Raw genomic sequence first — 14,364 nt, forward strand, 5'->3', positions numbered from 1 at the left:
CACGCTTTTCTTGTCTATCCTTCATCCCGATATTGTCCAGGCGTCATGCCCTCAAATTTGCGGAAAGAGCGAATAAAGTTGGCAGCGTTATTGTACTGCAATTTCTCGGCAATTTCAGCAACTTTCATATCCGATTCCTTTAACCATTTCTTGGCCATGTCGATGCGATACTGGGTTAGAAATTCGCCGAAGTTAATGCCGGTTTCTTGCCGGAACACACGACTAACATAATGCGGGTGATAATTAATGCGCGCAGAGCAGTTTTCCAACGTTAGATCGGAATCGAATTCGCGCTTAATCATATCGATAATTGCATCTGAAATCTGCTTGAATTGGGAGTCGCGGCGACTGCTGAGCGCTTGGATATAAGGCAAGACGAACGTGCCCATAAACCATTGCTCCATCTCTTGCACGTTACGCAGCTTGAACAGCGACTGGATTAACGCGGCTTCATCGTTGGCAGAATGTTCTAGACTCACAGACAATTCTTGCCCGAATCGAAGCAGATCTACCAGCAGTCTGAGTAAGGATAGATGGTAGTCTTGATGCTGATTCGGCGGCTCGAACAGCGCACCAATCAATTGCATCAAGGCTGTCTCTGACTGATCAAGATTCGCACCGCGGATCGCATCCAACAATGCTTGTTCTTTTTCCTGTGGGAACATGCTGAGATTGCCTTGCTGAGGCTGCAGATCCTCAATAAACAGAATCGAAGCCTCCCCGAGTCCGACCCGATACTTCAGCGAGGTCATCGCTTCATGAAGGGCCTGAGGCGCATCGATGAACGTCGTGAAGGTACGGCTGATCCCGATGCTCACGTTCACCTCAAGGTACTGGGCAATGGCGTGCTGAATCTCATCGGAGAGATTGAAAATATACTCTTTAAATGCTGTGCCTTCGCTCGAAGCACCGATCAAGGTGACCTGGTAATCGGAGAAGACGATCGGAACGAGCCGCTGCTCATGGAGCACAAGGTCTCCCACGATATTATTGACAGCAAACATGAGCAATTCACGATCCGTCTCATTGAAGCGGGTATCAGACAGCGTATCAATTTGAATGGCGAGCACGCACATGGAAGGCCACGGGCTTTCCACCCCGTACAGGCCTAATTTTTCCTCAAAATCGGATGGTCGCATGCCGCCGCCGAACAATTTATGCATGAAAAATTCTTTCAGCTGGCTTTGCTGGCCCTTCAATTCGTTCATGATCAGAGACTGATTCCGAATGAGAAAATCCACACGTTCACCGATCACATTCAGCTCACCGGCTGGCTTGCCTTCGCTTGCTGCGGCTGGAACATCATTAAGCGCGGTATAAATGGATTGGATCGGACTGTACATTTTCTTAGACCCGAACCAAGCGACAACAAAGGTCACAATCATGATGCCGATGCTGACCAGCAGGGTCATCCAGCCAATAATCGTATTCTGGGCGTTCATTTGCTTGTTGGACGCGACAGAGATATAGCTCCATCCGTTATAAGAGGACTTCCGGTACGTAACGGTTACCTTTTCTCCCCCCAGCTTAGACGCATATTGACCGAAGGTTTGGTTGGACTCGATTAACGGCTGCAAATGGGATTGGCCGGCCATGCTCTTGCCTAATTGACTGCGATCCAGATGGTCAATCACATCCAGATTTTGATCCAGGATAAAGGTGCTGCCGAGCTTGCTGCTTTGATCGGAAATAAACTGCTTCATCACATCGGAAGAGAGAACCACACAGATGATGCCTTCCGGCGTAACGGCGTTAAACGGATATTTTTTAACAAAGTACACATTTTGGAGCGCATTAGGTTGTGTCGCGGTTTCTCGTGTCCAGAAGGATCCCAGTGCCGATTGGGAAAACGCTTCAAGCTGCGGACGAAATGCCGGCGAGCTGTATTCATTGACACCGGTGCTGGAGACGATCCATTTATTATTCAAACTATAGAGATACACATCTTTGATGCCAAGCTCATAGGTCTGAATTTGCGCGATTCCTTTATACAGCTCATGCACCATTTCAAAATCATTTTTGGAAATGTCTCGTTTGAATGCCCCTGTGACCGTAGGGGATTGCAGCAGCTGTGTTGCCGAATTATCGATCATTCTGAGCGTCTGTTCGACGCGCATTTGCATTTGCAGCAGCAGCTGTTTATTCCCCTCGTTTACTTTATCCTGCACGGTTTGGGATGAATTGTAATAGGCGAAAGCGCCTAGGAGCAATACGGGGATCGTACCGATAATGATGGAAAACAACATTAATTTTAGTAAATATGAGCGGGAACGAAGTTTCATAATGCCTCCCAAAAGATCTTTCAGACTACTTGTCAATTGTTTAATTATATAGCAAAAAATGAGGATTGTCCTTATACGCTTATCAAAAGTGTTGATGGAGTCGCGCTGTACTTTCTTACCCGAATAGCAGGCATGAAAAATCCCCGGGCTTCTCACTGCCCGGGGATTGCTTATTTGACTTTCAATACTTTTACCAGTTTGCTTAGGGTCGTACCTTGCACCAGCAGGGAGAATACGACATTGCTGAATGTCATTGCCAGCAGCAGGTCTCGTCCTTCGAAGGAGGGACTGATGCTAAGAACCAAGGCGATCGATAAGGAACCCTTTAGCCCGCCCCAGGCGATAATCGGCTTCCATGCTTGGGGGATGGAACGATCCATGGTCAGACTTGCGTAAACCGCGATAAACCTCGCTGCGAGCACGATCAGGATACTACTGCCAATCTCCAGCCATTTGTCGGCAAAGTTGATATTGGAAATCTCAAGACCGACCATTAGGAAGATAATGGCATTGGCGAGGAAGGCGATGACCTCCCAGAAGGAGTCCATTTTTTCCAATGTCGTATCGGACATTCCGACGTTTTTGCCGTAGGTGCCGAGAATAAGGCCGGCAAAGACAACTGCGATGACGCCGGAGAGATGGAACAATTCGGCAATTTCGAATACGCCGTAGAATAATACGATGGACAGTCCGATTTCGACGAGGTAATTGTCAATACGCGATGTAATGCGGGAAGCAAGATAGCCGCCGATTAGCCCGATCGCGATGCCAAAGACGATCACTTTCAGGAACGACAACGCGCCGCTTGTTACGCCGGATACGCTTAGTGCCGTGGTTACCAGGGCGATTTTGAACAGGACGACTGCGACGCCATCGTTCGCAAGACTCTCGCCTTCAACGATGACGGAAAGCCGCTTGTTCAGGCCGAGCGATTTGAAAATGCTGAGCACCGACACCGGGTCTGTAGCGGCCATCAAGGCGCCGAAGACGAGCGCCTTCTGCAAGGAAAGGCCAAGCAGCAGTTGGCAGAGCACCGTCACCAGAAGGAAGGTAAGCAGTGTGCCGAGCAGCGAAAGCAGCAAAATGGAACGCTTATTCTCTTTTACTTCGTGGAAGTGCAGCTTAAGGGCGGCGTCCCCAATTAGTGCGGAGAGAAAAATCAGAATAACCGTTGTCTGAAAGACGTGATCGGAAGCGACGTACTCTTTAATATTGTGCAAAGCGGGAATCGGAGCGACGCCCAGCACCAAGCCCGCAACGACCAGCAGTGTTGGATAGGGTTGCTTGATCAGGTGGGCGATGTAAGCTATCGCTACCGCAATCGCTGTCAGCACAAGCCAGTAGTGGATCATGGGAACCTCCTAGGCATTTTTATGTCCAAGCCAGGCTGGTCAGCAACTGATGCTTCATCAGTGAGAGCAGAAAGTCGTCGTAGAAGTCCTTGCGTACGATAAACTGGTAGTCGTGATTTTTGAAAGCATAGAATAGGACGTCGGTAAGCACATGATTGTGCTCGAAATCGTGCTGTACCGCCTTGACTTGGCGATCAACGGCATCTCCGCCCAGGACATGAATCCGGAATTCGATGTCGTCGCCGTTTGGTGATTCTTGAATGGTAAGCAGACTTGCATCAAATGTGTAAGATAGCATAACAAGCACCTCCGTCTAAAATTTAAATAAGGTAACGCACATAAATATACAAGCTGGACAAAACGATCGAGAGCAACATTAACGGTAGACCGAATTTCAAATATTTCATAAAAGAAATCGGGTATCCTTCTTTGCCGGACAACCCTGCTACAATCAGGTTGGCGCTGGCGCCGATCAGCGTGCCGTTGCCGCCAAGGCACGCTCCTAGTGAGAGGCTCCACCAGAGGGGCTCCAGATTGCTTACCCCCATGTTGCCCATCTCGTGAATCATCGGAATCATGGTTGCGACGAACGGAATGTTGTCCAGGAACGCGGAGGCGATGGCGCTCAGCCACAGGATGAGCATGGAGGTTGCGATCTCATTGCCTCCAGTCAGTTCGATTGCTTTGGCGGCTAGCTTGGCGATGACTCCGGTCTCTACCAGCCCAGAGACGAGCACGAACAATCCGACGAAGAAGAAAATGGTCGGCCATTCGATACTGTGCAGCGCAGGCTCCAGCATGCGCTCTCCTGTTAGAAGGAGGAGCAGGAAAGCGCCAGCCAGCGCCACAGTCGCGGACTCCAGGTGGATGCTCTGGTGTAGAAAGAAGCCGGCAATCGTTAGACCGAGCACAACCAGACACTTCCACAGCAGCTTGCGGTCCGTGAGCATAGCGTTCTCATCCATATTCAGGATGCTTATCTGCAGTTCAGGTGTAGAGCGAATTTGTTTTCCGAAGAGCAGGAGAAAGATTGGAATGTAGACCAACATAATGATGAGCACGATTGGCGCCAGATTATCGATGAATGCCATAAAAGTTAGATCTTCCACAGAACTTCCGATCATAATATTGGGTGGATCGCCGATTAGCGTTGCCGTTCCCCCTGCGTTGGAAGCGATAATCTGTGTGAATAGGAACGGAAACGGATGTACGCGGAGCTGTCTGGTGATGCTCAGCGTAACAGGCACCATGAGCAGGACGGTGGTGACATTGTCGAGAAACGCCGAGCAGACGGCTGTAATCACAACGAGTGCGATCAGGATGCGGCTGGGCTTTCCTTTCGCCAGCTTGGCGGCTTTCAAGGCGACATACTTGAACAGTCCGGTTTCGGCGGTAATGCCAACAATGATCATCATACCGATAAGCAGGCCAAGTGTGTTAAAGTCGATATGATGCAGCGCCGTTTCCTGACTGACGATACCGAAGGCGACCATGAGAACCGCCCCGATCATCGCGATGATCGTGCGATGAATTTTTTCAGAAATAATAATGCCATAGATGAGCACAAAGATGCCGATTGCCCAGTAAGCTTGATGTTCCATAGCGCCTCCCTTGAGTAGTGGTTTGCATAGGATTTCCAGAGAAGCCCATCTCTATGTCCAAAAAAAGACAAAAAGAAGCCTGCTTTGACAGACTCCTCCGGAACATGCGATATGTGAATTCAGTTTTTACTATACAGGCGAGGGCAGGGGAAGTAAAGACATTGGGGCAAAAAAATTGCGCAATGACCGGCGTTATTTATCATGTGAGTGATCGAATGGAAATAAGTGATAATTTCATGAAATTAGGTGATACTGAAGAAGATGAGAATTTCTTGTGGGGAGGGGCATTTTACATGCTTGCTTCAAAGATGTGTCTGTCTCTTTTGATATCACTTTCTTTATTCACACAAACTTCTGAAGGCCCTGGCGATTCCAAAAAAATACAGACCCTGCTCGATAAGCTTCGAAAAGAAAGTCAGAATTCAGTTTCTGTGAGGTGGAGTGCGGTTACACTGACACCTGAATTAATTGAAGGCAACTTAACCAAACCGTCCCGCCATTCTCCAGGATGGATTACCTATGAATATTTTGAAAAAATTAAACTTCTGTATGACTTGAAAAATGTAAAAGAGGACCTACGCATTCTTGCGGTTGTGCCTGATCTTAATGGTACTACATTATATCTGCAGCGACTATTATATGGAAAACCTGTATGCGGTGAACAAATAGCTGTGGAGATAGATTCTCGCGGCGTCATTCAACGAATCGAGGGTGCGCTGCACACCGGACTAGAAATGAAACGATTAAGAAGGCCGATGTATGCGGCTGTTACCCTTGAAGAGGCTAAGAGAGCAGCACTAGCCTACGATTCATCGTTAAAAGGGAGTGCAGTTCTTGGTATGGATTCGTGTTATTTGCCGGATAGAAATGGTGTACCCCTCGTACATAAAATTACATTCGAAAAAGAGAACCGCCCAGTTGCAGTGACGGTTCATTCCATGACCGGAAAAGTAATTGAATAGCTTTCCCGATGAAAGGGGGGCTTGGCCACTTTGAGATGAAATGATCTTGAAGTGGCTTTTTTATGCATTGTTTTCCTTTTATAGGTAAAGGTTAAATAGAAATGAAGGTAAGGAAGGTTGAGGGCATGGTACTGTATATTTCAATTGGCATTATTCTGATTTTTGTTCTTTGGGGGGCCATTGCTCCTGAGAAACTGGCTTCAACGGCGACTTCGCTTTTTGATTTTTCAATCAATAATTTTGGATGGTTCTTTTTAATTTCAACGTTTAGCTTCTTGGTCCTTGCCTTCTATCTTGCCTTTAGCAAATACGGTCGAATTAAGCTTGGGCAGGACGATGATGAGCCCGAATATTCAACTGCGTCCTGGTTTGCCATGCTATTTAGTGCAGGTATGGGGATCGGCCTTGTTTTTTGGGGTGTAGCGGAACCCTTATCGCACTATCTTTCACCGCCTGAAGGCGCAGCAGGGGCTTCTACAGAAGCTGCAAGATTGGCCATGCGTTACTCATTTTTTCACTGGGGAATTCATCCTTGGGCCATTTATACGATCATTTCTCTGGCGCTAGCTTACTTTCAATTCCGTAAAGGGAAAAAGGGGCTTATTAGCGCGGTTTTTTCGCCCATACTTGGCAAAGTCTCAGAGGGGTGGGTTGGAGGCGCAATCGATACACTTGCGATTATTGCTACAGCTTTTGGCGTTGCAACCTCCCTTGGCTTAGGGGCGCTCCAAATTAATGGCGGACTCAACCATATGTTTGGGATTACGATCAATTCTTCCGTTCAGGTCATCATTATTGCCGTCGTTACGGTGTTATTTCTTCTCTCTGCAACAACGGGACTGGATAAAGGCATTCGAATATTGAGCAACACCAATTTAATTATTGCCGTGCTGCTGATGACATTCGTTCTGGTGGTTGGTCCAACTTCCTTTATCTTAGATCTGTTTACTTCAACATTAGGCGGATATTTGCAAAATCTGATTTATATGAGCTTAAGAATGACCCCATTTACACAAGGAACCTGGGTAGGCGTCTGGACGTTATTTTACTGGGCGTGGTGGATCGCTTGGGGACCTTTTGTCGGCACTTTTATTGCCCGTGTATCGAAAGGAAGAACAATCAAGGAGTTTGTTTTAGGCGTTCTCCTGGTTCCCAGTTTATTCAGCTTTATTTGGTTTTCCGTATTTGGAGGTACAGGGCTGCACTTGGAGTTATTTGACCATTATCCAATCGCAGCCGCAGCAGACAAGGATGTTACCACCGCTTTATTTCTTACACTGGAACAACTGCCTATTGGCCGTGTGATTGCTTTTATTGCCACACTATTGATTCTTACATTTTTCGTGACCTCTGCGGATTCAGCCACTTTTGTCCTTGGCATGCTCTCTACGAAAGGAAATCCGAATCCGTCTAACAGGGTGAAAATTGTCTGGGGAATCTTGCAGTCAGCCATTGCCGTTGTACTTCTCATGAGCGGCGGTTTAAGCGGCTTGCAAACGGCCTCTATTGTGGCGGCAGTCCCGTTTGCCGTTATCATTATTGGCATGTGCGTATCGTTAATCGTGTCCCTTAGAGAGGATGAGAAGAACTTGCGAAGTAAAGAACAGAAACGCTTGAGGAAAATAGACGAGTTATTACGGGAAAGTGAAGCGAAGTAGACACTTTTTCGGCATAAGAAATGAAAGGAGAGTCTACACAGGACTCTTCTTTCTTATTTCGGGGGCTAATGAATAGGCCGTATATAGAAGCATTTTAAGGGATATGGGAGTTTTTTCTAGCATATATCCGCTTATCTAGGCTCATGGAGGCTGAGTAGGGCTGAAGGGCGCTGAGTCCATCTATCGCGGGATGTGATACAAAGCGGATCATGTTACAATTTTACATGGGGCCCCGAAAACATTGAAAAAGGAGTTCACGAATGAAAAAGTTGTTTTCGTATTCGCTAAGCTTGCTGTTGGTACTCGTGGTTGTAGGTTGTTCTGCTCAAACCACAGACAGCCCGACAACCGCAAACGAAGAAAAGCCAACGACGCAGGAGAGCACGCTGGAGAAAGCCAAGAAGCAAGGCTTTATTACCGTAGGATTTGCAAATGAAAATCCATATGCCTATGCCACACCAGACGGAAAATTGACAGGTGAAGCCGTAGAAGTAGCGAGAGTCATACTTAAAAATTTGGGAATCAATGAAATGAATGGTGTTCTGACAGAGTTCGGATCGCTCATACCAGGCCTAAAAGCAAAGCGATTTGATATCATAACGGCCGGCATGTTCGTTAACCCGGAACGCAGCAAAGAAGTGGCATTTGCGAACCCAGAGTATAGCATCGGTGAAGCGATAGCCGTTAAAAAAGGAAATCCACAAAACTTACATAGCTATGCAGATATTGCTTCAAACAAGAAAAGTAAGATTGCTGTCATGGTGGGAGCGATCGAAAATGATTATTTGCTAAAATCAGGTGTAGCTAAAGATCAAATCGTGACGGTTCCGGATCAGCCCTCGGCCATTTCAGCCTTGCAGGCCGGACGTGTAGATGCCGTTACCATGACGGGACCATCCCTCCAGGCGATGCTGGTGTCCTCGAAGGACGATCAAATCGAACGGGTAACGGACTTCAAACAACCTGAGATCGATGGCAAAAGCGTGAAAGGCTACGGCGCGGCAGCCTTCCGCAAGGAGGATACCTCGTTCAAGGAAGCATTTAACGAAGAACTGGATAAGCTGAGAAAGTCAGGTCAACTTTTAGAGATTTTGAAGCCGTTTGGATTTACCGAACAAGAACTGCCCGGAGAAATGACAGCGGATCAGCTCGCGTCGGGTTAGTCACATGATGAAGTGGTCAGAAGCTTTTCACTATCTCCCTTTATTGCTAAAGGGGGCTATGGTAACGCTGGAAATTACGTTGTTTGCAATTGTTTTATCCGCAATCATTTCGTTTGCAGTAGGGTTGCTGCGCTTATCCAAACGGAAATATGTACGTCTGATTGCAACGATTTATGTGGAAGTATTCCGCGGGACTTCACTGCTCGTTCAACTTTTTTGGCTCTATTTTGCGCTTCCCATGCTGCTGAATATCCAAATTACTGCGATGGTTGTGGCTGTACTGGCACTCGGATTAAACTATGGAGCCTACGGTTCCGAAGTGGTAAGAAGCTCCATTCTTGCCGTTCCTAAAGGCCAATATGAAGCAGCCACGGCTCTGAATATGGGGACAAAGCTGAGCATGATGCGAATCGTGCTTCCTCAGGCAATCCCGATTATGTTGCCCTCATTCGGCAATTTGCAGATCGAACTGCTCAAGGGCACCTCGCTCGTCTACTTAATTACGCTTACGGATTTAACCTATCAGGGAATGGTGCTGCGCACGTTCGATAGCTCGAAGACCGCTGAAATCTTCTTAATGATGCTGATTTTGTATTTCTTATTATCCTATTCCTTGACGCTCTTGCTTCGCGTTTTGGAGCGAAGATCAGCTAGGGGGCGTTACTAGATGAAATGGGATTGGCACTATGCGTATACCATTTTACCAGACTTAGTCAAAGTGCTGCCGATTACAATTGGTGTTACGCTTCTAGGGTTTCTCACAGCCTGTATAGTAGGACTTCCATTGGCTCTAGCCCGCAGATCCAGAAATAAGGTTGTGTCCCAAATAACACAGGCGGGAATTGAATTTGTACGCTGTACACCGCTGCTTGTTCAACTATTTGTGCTCTTCTATGTGCTGCCTCTTTATGGCGTAGCTTTATCGCCTTTCGTAACAGGTGTCCTTGGGCTTGGCGTGCACTACAGCACGTACATGTCTGAAGTCTATCGCTCGGGGATAGAAGCTGTACCAAAGGGGCAATGGGAAGCGGCCAAAGCCTTGAACTTGAACGGGAGACGAACCTGGATCGCGATCATTCTCCCGCAAGCCATCACGCCTATTATTCCCGTAATGGGGAATTATTTAATTACGATGTTCAAGGAAACGCCGATTCTTTCCGCGATTACATTAGTGGAGCTGCTTCAGACTGCGAAGTCGATCGGTTCCGGGTCCTTTCGGTATATCGAAGCTTTTACGCTTGTTGGACTCTTGTTTCTGCTGCTCAGCTATCCGTCTTCGCTTCTGATTAAGAACATGGAGAAACGTTTCCCCACAATGAAAGGATAGGGGGTGATCGCATGGAAAAAAGGCCTTTAGTGAGCTATCGAAATGTAAGCAAATCATACGGTGATGTAGAAGTGCTGAAGCAGATAGACCTCGATATCTACCCAGGCGAAAAAGTTGCCGTTATCGGGCCAAGCGGCTCCGGTAAAACAACGTTGGCAAGGATGCTGATGACGCTCGAACATCCGACAGGCGGCACGATCGAGGTGGAGGGTGACATGCTGTGGCACCAAGAAGTCGGAGGCAGGCTGGTGCCTGCAACGGAGAAGCATTTGCAAACCTTGCGCGGAAAAATCGGGATGGTTTTTCAGCATTTTAATCTTTTTCCCCACATGACCATATTACGAAACGTAACGGAGGCGCCTATCCACGTACAAGGGATGGAACGTGCTGAGGCAGAAGCGCGCGCCATCGACATGTTGGAGAAAGTGGGCTTGGCGGATAAAATTCACGAGTACCCCTCGCGCTTATCGGGCGGACAGAAGCAGCGGGTAGCTATTGCCCGAGCCGTTGTGATGCAGCCCCGGATGATGCTCTTCGATGAAGCCACCTCTGCACTGGATCCGGAACTCGTGGGAGAGGTGCTGCACGTCATAAAAGACCTCGCAGCTCGAGGCGACATGGCAATGATGCTGATTACACATGAAATGGATTTTGCAAGAGAAATTGCCGATCGCATTCTGTTCACGGATGGTGGAATGATCGTCGAGGAAGGAACGCCGGAGCAGATTTTTGAGAACCCTCAAAGTGCAAGATTGCAATCGTTTCTAAGTCGGTTTCGTCAAACATGGTACATGGGGGGCATGCAGCAAGCCTCGACATCCGTTGAATAGAAGGAGGAGGTTGCCTTTGGAAGTACAAAACGTAATCCTACGAACGGTTAGGCCGGATGACGGCCAATTCATATGGCAAAACGTCATAGAAAGTAAAAATCTGGATATTAACTCGGCCTATTGCTACATCATGCTCTGCCACTACTTCGCTGAAACCTGCTGGGTCGCAGAAGCAGAAGGGAACATCGCAGGCTTCGTAACCGCATTCCTTCATCCGTCTGAGCCTGAAGTTCTATTCGTCTGGCAGATCGCTGTCTTTGCGGAGCATCGAGGAAAAGGACTTGCCAAAAGGCTTCTCCATCAATTATTGGCGAGCGAACGCTGCAGACATGTCCGTTATGTAGAAACAACCATTTCTCCTGACAACGAGGCGTCGAGGCGTTTGTTTGCCAAGATTGCGCAAGAGCTGGATGCACCGATCGTGGAAGGTGAAGGGTTTCCGGTAAGTTTATTTCCTGAACAAGGCCATGCCGATGAGCGGCTAGTTCGCATTGGCGCCATTCCCGAGACTGGATCGAGCAGCAAATCATTTCAATTACACACAGGAGGAAATCATAAATGAAAATAATGAATCCTGAAAAGCCGTCTTTACATGTTTTTGAATTGCTGGAGTCTGAGGTCCGCAGTTATTGCAGGTCCTTCCCTACCGTGTTCACACGGGCGAAAGGATGCACGCTATGGGATTCTGCTGGCATAGCTTATCTTGATTTCTTTGCAGGTGCAGGGGCATTGAACTATGGTCATAACAACGCGGAATTAAAGAAAAAGTTAATCGCATACATCCAAAATGATGGCGTCACGCATAGTTTGGATATGGCAACTGCAGCCAAAGAACAGTTTCTTGAAAAATTTCAAACGACCATTCTGGAGCCGAGAGGACTCTCTTATAAAGTTCAATTTCCTGGTCCAACTGGGGCCAATTCCGTAGAAAGCGCCCTAAAGCTCGCCCGTAAAGTCACGGGTCGTTCAACCGTTATCGGGTTTACGAATGGATTTCATGGCATGACGCTGGGAGCGCTGTCCGTAACAGGGAACAAATTCAAGCGCAGAGGGGCCGGCGTTCCTCTTCATCATACCGTGTCTATGCCCTACGAAGGGTATATGAGTGATGAAGTGGATACCATTGCCTATATGCGTAACTACCTGCAAGATAGCGGAAGCGGCGTTTCATTGCCGGCTGCCATCATTGTGGAAACGATTCAAGGAGAAGGCGGCATTAATGTCGCGAGTGCCGAGTGGCTGCGGAGTTTGGAACAGCTTTGCAAAGAACATGGGATCCTGTTGATTGTGGACGATGTCCAAATGGGCTGCGGACGAACAGGAACGTTCTTCAGCTTTGAAGAAGCGGGCATTCGGCCTGACATTGTGTGCTTATCCAAATCCATTGGCGGGTTTGGCTTGCCGATGGCGCTCACGCTGATAAGGCCGGAGCTGGATATTTGGGAGCCTGGTGAGCATAACGGTACATTCCGCGGTAATAACTTAGCCTTTATTACAGCCGCTGAAGCGTTGAACTATTGGGAAACAACAAGCTTCGCAAATGGCATCGCCGCCAAGGGGAAATTGCTGCATCGGCAGCTGCAGGAGATGGTAGCTGCCTATCCGCTGCTTAAGGGGACAGTTAGAGGAAGAGGACTCATGCAAGGCATTGCATTCGAGCTTGAAGGCATAGCCGAAAAAGTCTGCGAACGTGCCTTCACGAAAGGGCTAATCATGGAAACATCGGGGACAGACAGCGAGGTTGCCAAAGTGATGCCGCCATTAGTGATCGAAGAAGCTGAGCTTATGCGTGGGTTAGCGATTCTTCGTGAAAGCATGATGGAAATTGCTGCGGAACAATAAGGGAGGACGAAGGATATGATTGTTAGACATGTTCATGCATTGGCAGGCACGGAATGGGACGTAGATACGGAAACCTGGAGCAGCACAAGACTTTTGGTGAAAAAAGACAATGTAGGCTTTTCCCTGCACGATACTACGATTAAAGCAGGGACTGAAACCTTGATATGGTATCAGCATCACGTCGAGGCGGTCTACTGTATCGAGGGGGAAGGCGAGGTGGAGGTGCTCGAAACCGGTGAGATTTATCCCATCCAATCGGGGACGCTGTATGTGTTAAATCAACACGAAAAGCACCTGCTGCGAGGAAAAACGGAAATGAGAATGATCTGCGTCTTTAATCCGCCAACGACGGGCACTGAGGTGCACGATGCTGCCGGCACGTATCCGCTGGAATAAACCAGGAATGACAAGGAGGAACCATCTATGATGACAAGTAAAGGACAAATCGCGATGAATCGGGCCAGTATGCAGGATGCCTACCCTTCTCGAATTTACAGCCGTCCAGAGCTGCTCGAGAGAAAGGATCCTGTTGTCTATAACGCAACGATTAATCAATCTGAAATTAATGAGGATCAGCTTCGTTTCTATGAAGAGAACGGTTATATGTTTCTTGACTCCTTCTTTGATCAGGAGAAAGTTCAAACTTGGAAGAAAGAGCTCGCAAGGCTCTTTAAGCAGTGTGAGTCGTTAGAACGGCCGGAAATTATCAAAGAGCCGGGAAGCGATGAGATTCGGTCTATATTCGCCGTACACCGGGACGATGAAGTCTTCAAGCAAATTTCCGAGCACCCAAGCATCGTGAGCATTGTACAACAAATTCTTGGGAGCGAGGCCTACGTGCATCAATCCAGAATTAATTTTAAGCAAGGCTTTACCGGCAAAGAATTTTATTGGCATTCGGATTTTGAAACATGGCATGTCGAGGATGGAATGCCGAGAATGAGGGCGCTCAGCTGCTCCATTGCGCTCGAAGATAACCATGCCAATAACGGTCCTCTGATGGTGATCCCGGGCTCGCATCGCACCTTCGTTTCATGTATCGGCGAAACGCCGGACGATCACTATCAACATTCTCTTCGCCGGCAGGAGTATGGCGTGCCTGATCAAGACAGCTTAAGACACCTTGCCGAGCAAGGCGGAATTGTTGCGCCGACTGGAAAAGCAGGTTCTATCTTGCTGTTTGACTGCAATTTGATGCACGGCTCCAACAGCAATATTACGCCGGATCCTCGAAGTAATGTGTTTATTGTCTATAATAGCGTTCTAAATAAGCTGAATGCTCCTTATTCCGGCAAAAAGCCAAGACCAGACTTTATTGCAGCACGGGATTGAGCTTCCTGGGTTCAG

At 47.8% G+C, this 14,364-nt stretch carries 14 protein-coding genes; 10 read left to right on the forward strand and 4 right to left on the reverse strand.

Features of this window, described 5'->3' with window-relative positions:
• Window positions 1-14: 14 nt before the first annotated feature.
• The 4 genes from ABE504_RS04075 to ABE504_RS04090 all read right to left on the reverse strand — a co-directional run bounded on the left by ABE504_RS04075 (window position 15) and on the right by ABE504_RS04090 (window position 5,235).
• Window positions 15-2,282: a helix-turn-helix domain-containing protein gene (locus tag ABE504_RS04075; protein WP_430084877.1), complete on the reverse strand. Its 2,268-nt coding sequence runs from the start codon at window positions 2,280-2,282 to the stop codon at window positions 15-17.
• A 170-nt stretch (window positions 2,283-2,452) separates the two neighbouring features.
• Window positions 2,453-3,634, reverse strand: a complete 1,182-nt coding sequence (locus ABE504_RS04080) for a cation:proton antiporter (RefSeq protein ID WP_430084880.1) — start codon at window positions 3,632-3,634, stop codon at window positions 2,453-2,455.
• A 19-nt stretch (window positions 3,635-3,653) separates the two neighbouring features.
• Window positions 3,654-3,932, reverse strand: a complete 279-nt coding sequence (locus ABE504_RS04085) for a hypothetical protein (RefSeq protein WP_430084882.1) — start codon at window positions 3,930-3,932, stop codon at window positions 3,654-3,656.
• A 22-nt stretch (window positions 3,933-3,954) separates the two neighbouring features.
• Window positions 3,955-5,235, reverse strand: a complete 1,281-nt coding sequence (locus ABE504_RS04090) for a sodium:proton antiporter (RefSeq protein ID WP_430084884.1) — start codon at window positions 5,233-5,235, stop codon at window positions 3,955-3,957.
• Window positions 5,236-5,288: 53 nt separating this feature from the next.
• Here ABE504_RS04090 and ABE504_RS04095 point away from each other — a divergent pair, with 53 nt between their 5' ends.
• The 10 genes from ABE504_RS04095 to thpD all read left to right on the forward strand — a co-directional run bounded on the left by ABE504_RS04095 (window position 5,289) and on the right by thpD (window position 14,349).
• Window positions 5,289-6,197, forward strand: a complete 909-nt coding sequence (locus ABE504_RS04095; protein WP_430084887.1) for a hypothetical protein — start codon at window positions 5,289-5,291, stop codon at window positions 6,195-6,197.
• Window positions 6,198-6,322: 125 nt separating this feature from the next.
• Window positions 6,323-7,855 carry a glycine betaine uptake BCCT transporter gene (locus ABE504_RS04100; protein WP_430084890.1) on the forward strand — a complete coding sequence of 511 codons (1,533 nt, stop codon included), beginning with the start codon at window positions 6,323-6,325 and terminating at the stop codon, window positions 7,853-7,855.
• A gap of 260 nt (window positions 7,856-8,115) precedes the next feature.
• Window positions 8,116-9,018 (forward strand): ectoine/hydroxyectoine ABC transporter substrate-binding protein EhuB, encoded by a 903-nt coding sequence (gene ehuB / locus ABE504_RS04105; protein ID WP_430084893.1) that lies wholly within the window; start codon window positions 8,116-8,118, stop codon window positions 9,016-9,018.
• Window positions 9,019-9,025: 7 nt separating this feature from the next.
• Entirely contained in the window at window positions 9,026-9,685 is a 660-nt protein-coding gene (gene ehuC, locus ABE504_RS04110; protein WP_430084984.1) for an ectoine/hydroxyectoine ABC transporter permease subunit EhuC, read from the forward strand.
• The gene (ehuD, locus tag ABE504_RS04115; protein ID WP_430084896.1) at window positions 9,686-10,345 is read left to right on the forward strand and encodes an ectoine/hydroxyectoine ABC transporter permease subunit EhuD; all 660 of its coding nucleotides are present in this window, start codon (window positions 9,686-9,688) and stop codon (window positions 10,343-10,345) included.
• An 11-nt stretch (window positions 10,346-10,356) separates the two neighbouring features.
• Window positions 10,357-11,175, forward strand: coding sequence for an ectoine/hydroxyectoine ABC transporter ATP-binding protein EhuA (gene ehuA, locus ABE504_RS04120; protein ID WP_430084899.1), 819 nt, complete (start codon window positions 10,357-10,359; stop codon window positions 11,173-11,175).
• Window positions 11,176-11,191: 16 nt separating this feature from the next.
• Window positions 11,192-11,737 (forward strand): diaminobutyrate acetyltransferase, encoded by a 546-nt coding sequence (gene ectA, locus ABE504_RS04125; RefSeq protein WP_430084902.1) that lies wholly within the window; start codon window positions 11,192-11,194, stop codon window positions 11,735-11,737.
• The gene (gene ectB, locus ABE504_RS04130) at window positions 11,734-13,017 is read left to right on the forward strand and encodes a diaminobutyrate--2-oxoglutarate transaminase (RefSeq protein ID WP_430084904.1); all 1,284 of its coding nucleotides are present in this window, start codon (window positions 11,734-11,736) and stop codon (window positions 13,015-13,017) included. The genes ectA and ectB overlap by 4 nt, the downstream gene beginning before the upstream one ends.
• Before the next feature lie 15 nt (window positions 13,018-13,032).
• Complete coding sequence (locus ABE504_RS04135; RefSeq protein WP_430084906.1) at window positions 13,033-13,413, forward strand: ectoine synthase; 381 nt, start codon at window positions 13,033-13,035, stop codon at window positions 13,411-13,413.
• A 27-nt stretch (window positions 13,414-13,440) separates the two neighbouring features.
• A complete protein-coding gene (thpD, locus tag ABE504_RS04140; protein WP_430084909.1) occupies window positions 13,441-14,349 on the forward strand; it encodes an ectoine hydroxylase in 909 nt (302 codons plus the stop codon).
• The last annotated feature ends 15 nt before the right edge of the window (window positions 14,350-14,364 follow it).

The sequence above is a fragment of the Paenibacillus oryzisoli genome (assembly GCF_050467285.1).
Taxonomy (GTDB): domain Bacteria; phylum Bacillota; class Bacilli; order Paenibacillales; family NBRC-103111; genus Paenibacillus_E; species Paenibacillus_E oryzisoli_A.

Excerpts from the sequence above, each read along its gene's own strand:
- ehuA (WP_430084899.1), top strand. The coding sequence starts at position 10,357 with ATGGAAAAAAGGCCTTTAGTGAGCTATCGAAATGTAAGCAAATCATAC.
- ABE504_RS04080 (WP_430084880.1), bottom strand. The coding sequence starts at position 3,634 with ATGATCCACTACTGGCTTGTGCTGACAGCGATTGCGGTAGCGATAGCT.
- ehuD (WP_430084896.1), top strand. The coding sequence starts at position 9,686 with ATGAAATGGGATTGGCACTATGCGTATACCATTTTACCAGACTTAGTC.
- ehuB (WP_430084893.1), top strand. The coding sequence starts at position 8,116 with ATGAAAAAGTTGTTTTCGTATTCGCTAAGCTTGCTGTTGGTACTCGTG.
- ABE504_RS04090 (WP_430084884.1), bottom strand. The coding sequence starts at position 5,235 with ATGGAACATCAAGCTTACTGGGCAATCGGCATCTTTGTGCTCATCTAT.
- ectB (WP_430084904.1), top strand. The coding sequence starts at position 11,734 with ATGAAAATAATGAATCCTGAAAAGCCGTCTTTACATGTTTTTGAATTG.
- ABE504_RS04135 (WP_430084906.1), top strand. The coding sequence starts at position 13,033 with ATGATTGTTAGACATGTTCATGCATTGGCAGGCACGGAATGGGACGTA.
- thpD (WP_430084909.1), top strand. The coding sequence starts at position 13,441 with ATGATGACAAGTAAAGGACAAATCGCGATGAATCGGGCCAGTATGCAG.
- ABE504_RS04100 (WP_430084890.1), top strand. The coding sequence starts at position 6,323 with ATGGTACTGTATATTTCAATTGGCATTATTCTGATTTTTGTTCTTTGG.
- ehuC (WP_430084984.1), top strand. The coding sequence starts at position 9,026 with ATGAAGTGGTCAGAAGCTTTTCACTATCTCCCTTTATTGCTAAAGGGG.
- ABE504_RS04085 (WP_430084882.1), bottom strand. The coding sequence starts at position 3,932 with ATGCTATCTTACACATTTGATGCAAGTCTGCTTACCATTCAAGAATCA.
- ABE504_RS04095 (WP_430084887.1), top strand. The coding sequence starts at position 5,289 with ATGTCCAAAAAAAGACAAAAAGAAGCCTGCTTTGACAGACTCCTCCGG.
- ABE504_RS04075 (WP_430084877.1), bottom strand. The coding sequence starts at position 2,282 with ATGAAACTTCGTTCCCGCTCATATTTACTAAAATTAATGTTGTTTTCC.